This window comes from Streptomyces fragilis (genome assembly GCF_003112515.1).
In the GTDB taxonomy this organism is placed as follows: Bacteria; Actinomycetota; Actinomycetes; order Streptomycetales; family Streptomycetaceae; genus Streptomyces; species Streptomyces fragilis.
The window spans coordinates 1-1,287 of record NZ_BEVZ01000018.1 but is presented as its reverse complement, the minus strand read 5'-3'; the positions used below and the strand labels follow the sequence as shown (position 1 = coordinate 1,287).

Below are 1,287 nucleotides of genomic sequence, written 5' to 3'. Positions count from 1 at the left end.
TAAGGCCTGTCTGACAAATGATCACGAGCTGGTTTCGCGGAGCCAGAGGATCAGCGAGGCCAGAACGACTCCGGCACGGTAGCGGTCGGCGAGCTTGTCGAATCTGGTCGCGATAGCGCGGAACTGCTTGAGGCGTGCGAAGCATCGTTCGACCACGTTGCGCTCGCGGTAGACCTCCTTATCGAAGGCGGGCGGCCGGCCGCCGAGGCGCCCTCGGCGCCGACGATTGGCCGCTTGATCGCGACGCTCGGGAATCGTGACAGCGATGCCGCGGCGCCGCAGCAGGCGCCGGATCGCCCGGCTGGAGTAGGCCTTGTCACCCAGGACCCGGGTCGGTGTCCTGCGCGGGCGGCCGGTGCCCACTCTCGGAACGCGGATCCCGTCGAGGACCTGACCGAAGGCGGTGGCGTCATTGACGTTGCCGGGCGTAAGCACGATGGACAGGGGCAGGCCCCGGCCATCGACGGCGAGGTGGACCTTGGTGGTCAGCCCGCCTCGGGACCGGCCGAGCGCCTGGCGCGTCTGCGAGCAGCCCGGGTCTTCCAGTTCGTCCCCGTCTGCGGCCCCTTTTTGCGGGCGCCGGCGGCGTGCTGATGGGCACGGTTGACCGTGGAGTCGATGGCGACGGTCCACTCCACCCGGCCCACCGCGTCGTCGCGGATCTGGACATGTTCCAGCAGCTTCGCCCAGGTCCCGTCCGCTTCCCAGCGGGCGAACCGCTCGTAGGCGGTCTGCCAGGGTCCGTACCGCTCGGGCAGATCCCGCCATGGAGCCCCGGTTCGCAGCCGCCACAGCACCCCGTTGACCACCTGCCGGTGATCACGCCACGGGCGCCCACGTCCATCCACCCGCGGCAACAGGGGCTCTATTCGACCCCACGCCGCGTCCGTCAACTCGCCTCGACCTGCCACAGATCAATGATCAGAGTGCTCGTGCTCGGACTCTCGCGCGGGGTCCGTCACGAAACGGCTCAGCCGGTAGGTGGTCGGCACCGCCAGGCGTCCGCACAGCGTGTCGATCCGGATCATCGACCCGTCGACTCCGGCTTCCCGAAGACGGCGCAACCTCGTACGCATCTCCGCCTGGTCCGTAGTCTCAACGACCACTTCCCACTGTCCCGCATCCGGCGCGGTACGAGCAGCAAGCCGCTGCCGCGCGCCCTCTTGCCGCCGCCTTCTTTTCCCCTGTCCTGGCACCTGCCCAGAATCACTGGTCGGCGTCAGGACGACAAGGCAATGGGACCGAACACGCACACGCTCGGTGATCATTTGTCAGACAGGGCCTAGG

1 pseudogene is annotated in these 1,287 nt (G+C 68.3%); it reads right to left on the bottom strand.

The features are described 5' to 3' along the window. A pseudogene (locus Sfr03f_RS30085) lies at positions 1–911 on the bottom strand (IS5 family transposase); the annotation flags it as partial. Between the last annotated feature and the right edge of the window lie 376 nt (positions 912–1,287).